Origin of the sequence: Trebonia sp. (assembly GCF_049794275.1) — a bacterium.
In the GTDB taxonomy this organism is placed as follows: domain Bacteria; phylum Actinomycetota; class Actinomycetes; order Streptosporangiales; family Streptosporangiaceae; genus Trebonia.
The window spans coordinates 1-5,112 of record NZ_JBARCR010000807.1 but is presented as its reverse complement, the minus strand read 5'-3'; the positions used below and the strand labels follow the sequence as shown (position 1 = coordinate 5,112).

Genomic DNA, 5,112 nt, shown 5'->3' with positions numbered 1-5,112 from the left:
GGTCGGCGGGTGTGGTGGCTGGGGCGGCTGGCTTTTTCCGGCCAGCCGGCGCCTGAGCGGGTGGCGTATGCGAGGTCCCACCCGGGCCGGGAGGCGGAAACCCAGCTGACTGAGGTGGTCGGGCAGCGGAAGCTGCTGAAGTGGACCGTTCCCGGCGCCGCGCACGCGGCGGTGTTCTGGGGCTTCATCATCCTGGTTTTCACGATCATCGAGGCCTACGGCGACCTGTTCTCCCGGACGTTCGCGATCCCCGGCATCGGGCACTGGGCGGTGCTCGGCTTCCTGGAGGACCTGTTCAGCGTCGGCGTGCTCGCCGGGATCATCACGTTCACGGTGATCCGGCTGCGCGACGACCCGCACCGGGAAGGCCGCGGGTCGCGGTTCTTCGGCTCCCACACGCGCGCCGCCTGGCTGGTCCTGGTCATGATTTTCCTGGTCATCGCCACCCTGCTGCTCTACAGGGGAGCGCAGGTCAACACCGGGGTATTCCCCTACAACGACTGGGCGTTCGCCTCGCATGCGGTCGGCAACTGGCTGCGGCCACTGGGGTACGGCGTCAACTCGGTGCTCGAGGTGGTGTTCCTGCTCGCCCAGATCGGCGTGATCATGGCGTTCCTGGTCGTGGTGGCCTACTCCAAGCACCTGCACATCGGGCTCGCCCCGGTCAACGTGATGTTCTCCCGGCGCCCCAACGCGCTCGGCCCGCTGGAGCCGATGCGCTCGGGCGGCAAGGTGCTCGACTTCGAGGAGGCCGACCCGGACACCGACGTGTTCGGCATCGGCAAGGTGGAAGACCTCACCTGGAAGGGCCTGCTCGACCTGGGCACCTGCACCGAGTGCGGCCGCTGCCAGTCGCAGTGCCCGGCCTGGGTCACCGGCAAGCCGCTGTCCCCCAAGCAGGTCATCCTCGACCTGCGCGACCACGCCTTCGCCAAGGCCCCGTACCTCCTCGCCGGTTCCGACGAGGCGCGGGAGAAGCTGCCGGACGCCGTCAAGGCCGAGGCCGAACGGCCGCTGGTCGGGACCAAGGAGCAGAACGGCGTCATCGACCCGGACGTGATCTGGTCCTGCACGAACTGCGGCGCCTGCGTCGAGGAATGCCCGGTCGACATCGAGCACATCGACCACATCGACGGGATGCGGCGCCACCAGGTGCTGATCGAGTCCGCCTTCCCCCAGGAAGGCGCCACCATGCTCAACAACCTGGAGCGCCGCGGCAACCCATGGGGCATGGCCGAAGACAAGCGGCTGGAGTGGATCACCGAGCTCGACTTCGAGGTCCCCGTCGTCGACGGCAAGATCGGCCAGGACGTGGAGTACCTGTTCTGGGTCGGCTGCGCGGGGGCGCTGGAGGACCGCGCGAAGAAGACCACCAAGGCCATCGCCGAGCTGCTGCACACCGCCGGCGTCTCGTTCGCGGTGCTCGGCCCGGCCGAGACCTGCACCGGCGACCCGGCCCGCCGCCTCGGCAACGAGTTCGTGTACAGCATGCTCGCCCAGCAGAACATCGAGACGCTCAACGACGCCGGCGCCAAGAAGGTCATCGCGTCCTGCCCGCACTGCTTCAACACCATCAGCCGCGAGTACCCGCAGCTCGGCGGCAACTACGAGGTAATCCACCACACCCAGCTGCTCGCCCGCCTGGTAGAAGAAGGCAAGCTCACGCCCGTCACCGCGGTCGAGGAGAAGATCACCTACCACGACCCGTGCTTCCTCGGCCGCCACAACAAGGTCTACACCCCGCCCCGGCAGCTCATCGACGCCGTTCCCGGCACCCAGGCCGAGGAGATGCACCGGTGCAAGAACCGGGGATTCTGCTGCGGCGCCGGCGGTGCCCGCATGTGGCTAGAGGAGCGCATCGGCAAGCGGATCAACGAGGAACGGATCGACGAGGCCCTCGCCCTGAACCCCGACACCATCTCCACCGCGTGCCCGTACTGCATGGTCATGCTCGGCGACGCCGTCAACGCCAAGAAAGCCGCCGGCCAGGCCCGGCCCGAACTCGAGGTAATCGACGTCGCCCAGTTGCTGGTCCGCTCTGTCCGCTCGGACAAACCCGCGAAAGCCTAAGCGGCTGGCTTCCACCAGGAGAGCGGCGTATTTCGGCCCTCCGAGTCGTCAGCGGGGTCGCCGTCCAGGTAGCGAGAGTAAGGCCAAGGGTCCGGAGTCGGTCCGGTACGTTCCGAATACTGCTTTCTTACTATCTCCAGGGTGACCAGGTGCGCGTGGCGGGCGCTGGGCACCACCCACACCTCCTTCGCCCAGCAGGCCGCGGCGAGCAGGTGCCGCGCGGCGAACAGATCGGCGGCGGTGATACCGGCGCGGCACCAGAGGTAGACGCGCTCGCCATAGTCCGTCGGCACGGTGCGGAGGGCGAACGGCAGCTTGCCTCGCCTGGTCTGTACCCAGGCGTTGATGCAGCCGACCCGGACCCGGTGCGGGGTGATCATGCACCAGGCCCTGGCAACCACCCGCGTTCGGGCCGGCGGCCACTGCAGCACTACTACAGCGACCGCCAGCCCGGCCCCCGCGACTGCGGCGAGCCCGATGAGGCCGAGGCTGCCCGCGACGAGCGCGGACAGCCCGGCCCCGGCGGCGAGAATCCCCAGTTCCCACCGCCAGTTCCAGACCAGCTCGAGCGGGCCGGGACGGCGGATCTCCCGCACCGCGGCCTCGAGGCTGGATATCACGCTCGGATCGTTCGGCCGCTGCGGCCGCCCGGAGGCCATCAGTCGCCTCCGTCCAGCGAACCGCAGGGAGGGGTGTCCTTCCCCGAGCCGAAGGAGCGGCCGTCCCAGTGGTCGTCCCATGCTTCCGGCACGCCCGGGCGCGGCGGGAACTGGGTGCTGATCAGGTCAAATCGCCTGTCTCTGTATTGCCTCCCGAGCCCGCCGTGCAGTTCGATGACCTGCCAGCCGCGCCAGCGCGCCTCCAGATCGTTCATGTAGAACAGGCGGCGGCCGAGCCTGCGAGGCAAGCCGGCCAGCCACGCGACCACGATGGCGAAGGCGCTGCGGATCGCGTCGCCGGCGTTCGGCATCCCCGTCACGCGGAGATCCGGAACGTCAATCGTTTCGGGCGCGTCGCCAATGGACCACTGGGGGTTGTGTTTGCCGAGCACATTGGTACTGTTGATCACGTCACTAGCCCTTCTCGGTGGTTCCTGAGGACGGGTGGTGTTTGGCTGGGTCGGTGTGGCAGCACCGGCCCAGCTGTGTTTCCGGAGAACCGTGCAGTGGGTAACTGCCCGTCTACCGTTAGAGTGGCGTTTTTGCTTGTGGCCTGACACTCGGGATCCGCTCACGCACCGGGGAAGCGGTCGCGTGGAACGCAGAGGAATGACGGCACCTCCTCGACTAATCGCCGGCTCGCGCGACGCCTGCGGGCTTAGCGATCTTGGATCGGTAACCCTTGGGTCACCGCTCGACCCCATTGTCGGCGGGTCGCTTGAGGATGGCTTCGCTGTCTGATTTCATGATGACTGTGGCGCGTGCAGTTGGCAAGTGCCAAAATCAAGTGCCAAACTCATTTGCCAACGGCATGTATCTAATGCACGGTATCTATAAGTGGAATCTGCGGTGCCGCGCCAACGATCCTGCTTGCCCAAAGCGGAAGGAAGCGACCTCCAGTGCCGGAAGTGCGCAGTCCAACGCTCCGCCGCCGCGAGCTCGGCGCACGTCTGCGAACGCTTCGTCAAGAGCGATCGATGACGGTCGACCAGGTCGCCGAGCACCTGCTCTGTTCGCCATCGAAGGTGAGCCGGATGGAAACCGGCCAGCGGGGTGCGACACAGCGAGACGTGCGAGATCTCTGCGACCTCTACGGGATAGCCAGCGCGGTCGAGCGCGAACGACTTATGACACTCGCCAAGGAGAGTAGGCAGCAGGGCTGGTGGCAGTCGCACGACGTGCCTGACGAGTTCAGGAGCTATCTCGACCTTGAGCAAGACGCCATCGCACTAAGGACGTATCAGTCGACGATAGTTCCAGGTCTGTTGCAAACCCCCGAATATGTGCGCGAAATGAGTAACGTCCTGGTGCCCGAGGTCTCTGCCGAGACTGCCAATGACCTCGTGGGCGTCAAGTTGCTGCGTCAGGGACGGCTTGCCTCCAAGGCTCCGCTTCCGCTGTCGGTGGTCCTTGATGAGGCGGTCCTGCACCGCGCCGTCGGCGGACCCGCCGTCATGAGGGCTCAACTCGAGCGTATGGTCGAGACGACCAGAATTCACAGTGTTACGATTCAGGTCATTCCCTACAAGGCGGGCGCCCATCCTGCTATGGATAGTACGTTCACCATCCTGGACTTCACCGACCCTGTTCCGAGCGTGGTGTACGTCGAAGGACTGGTGGGCCATATCTATCTGGAACGCCCACACGATATAACACGTTACGAATACGTATTCGATCGCTTGAAAAGTTTGGCATTGAGTCCACAAGACTCAGCCGAACTTATCGCAAAGGTTGGCGCGGATTATCGTTTGCCGAAGTCGGCGCGATTGTGACTTAGCCAAACAAAACTCCATAACGTCCGAATACAGCTCCCTATCGTCCCGCACCTGTCTGGAAAGCAGCGGAACAATGTCCCTCATGAAGGCCGACTCCGAGACATCCGGGTGGCGGAAGGCGCAGCGCAGCATGGCCAATGGCAACTGCGTCGAAGTCCGCCCAGTGAACGGCAGGATCGCCGTTCGCGACTCGAAGAACCCCGGTGGCTACGTGCTCGCGTACAGCGCCCCGTCCTGGCGCGCTTTCACGCTGGCGGCGCAGCAGGGCCACTACGACGCGCACCGGTAGTAAGAACCTCATCCAACTGCGGCGTGCTTTGGGGTTACCCGAGTTCATGACCCCTTAGCAGAGGAGGGGGCCGCTTGGCGTGCCAGGCGGCTTCCCTTTCGTCACACTTTGGTGCGGTAGAAGTTCAGGTAGGAGCGGGACGGGGTGGGGCCGCGCTGGTCTTGGTAGCGCGAGCCGTAGCGGGCGGAGCCGTACGGGTGTTCCGCGGGGGAACTGGTCCGGAACAGGCATAGCTGCCCGATCTTCATCCCCGGCCACAGCTTGATGGGGAGCGTGGCGACGTTCGACAGTTCCAGCGTCACATGGCCGGAGAAGCCTG

The 5,112-nt window shown here is 65.6% G+C and carries 6 protein-coding genes; 3 read left to right on the top strand and 3 right to left on the bottom strand.

What is annotated here, in order from left to right; genetic code table 11:
* Positions 1-2,070, top strand: a 2,070-nt coding sequence (locus WA805_RS21095; protein ID WP_425243183.1) for a (Fe-S)-binding protein, incomplete at its 5' end; no start/stop codon positions are given.
* Here the strand turns inward: WA805_RS21095 and WA805_RS21090 are convergent.
* Together WA805_RS21090 and WA805_RS21085 are read right to left on the bottom strand one after the other, a co-directional pair.
* On the bottom strand, positions 2,067-2,729 hold the full coding sequence (locus WA805_RS21090) for a hypothetical protein (protein WP_422286864.1): 663 nt from the start codon (positions 2,727-2,729) through the stop codon (positions 2,067-2,069). The genes WA805_RS21095 and WA805_RS21090 overlap by 4 nt on opposite strands.
* Complete coding sequence (locus WA805_RS21085) at positions 2,729-3,139, bottom strand: hypothetical protein (protein ID WP_422273457.1); 411 nt, start codon at positions 3,137-3,139, stop codon at positions 2,729-2,731. The genes WA805_RS21090 and WA805_RS21085 overlap by 1 nt, the downstream gene beginning before the upstream one ends.
* Positions 3,140-3,628: 489 nt before the next feature.
* Between WA805_RS21085 and WA805_RS21080 the strand changes: the two genes are divergently transcribed.
* Positions 3,629-4,501, top strand: a complete 873-nt coding sequence (locus WA805_RS21080) for a helix-turn-helix domain-containing protein (protein WP_422324197.1) — start codon at positions 3,629-3,631, stop codon at positions 4,499-4,501.
* A gap of 85 nt (positions 4,502-4,586) precedes the next feature.
* Positions 4,587-4,793: a DUF397 domain-containing protein gene (locus WA805_RS21075; protein ID WP_422273459.1), complete on the top strand. Its 207-nt coding sequence runs from the start codon at positions 4,587-4,589 to the stop codon at positions 4,791-4,793.
* 101 nt (positions 4,794-4,894) lie between these two features.
* Here the strand turns inward: WA805_RS21075 and WA805_RS21070 are convergent.
* The coding region (locus WA805_RS21070; protein ID WP_425243182.1) for a dCTP deaminase at positions 4,895-5,112 on the bottom strand (218 nt) is incomplete at its 5' end.

Bases quoted from the DNA above. Each gene is read 5' to 3' on its own strand.
- WA805_RS21090 (WP_422286864.1), bottom strand. From the start codon at position 2,729: ATGGCCTCCGGGCGGCCGCAGCGGCCGAACGATCCGAGCGTGATATCC.
- WA805_RS21075 (WP_422273459.1), top strand. From the start codon at position 4,587: ATGAAGGCCGACTCCGAGACATCCGGGTGGCGGAAGGCGCAGCGCAGC.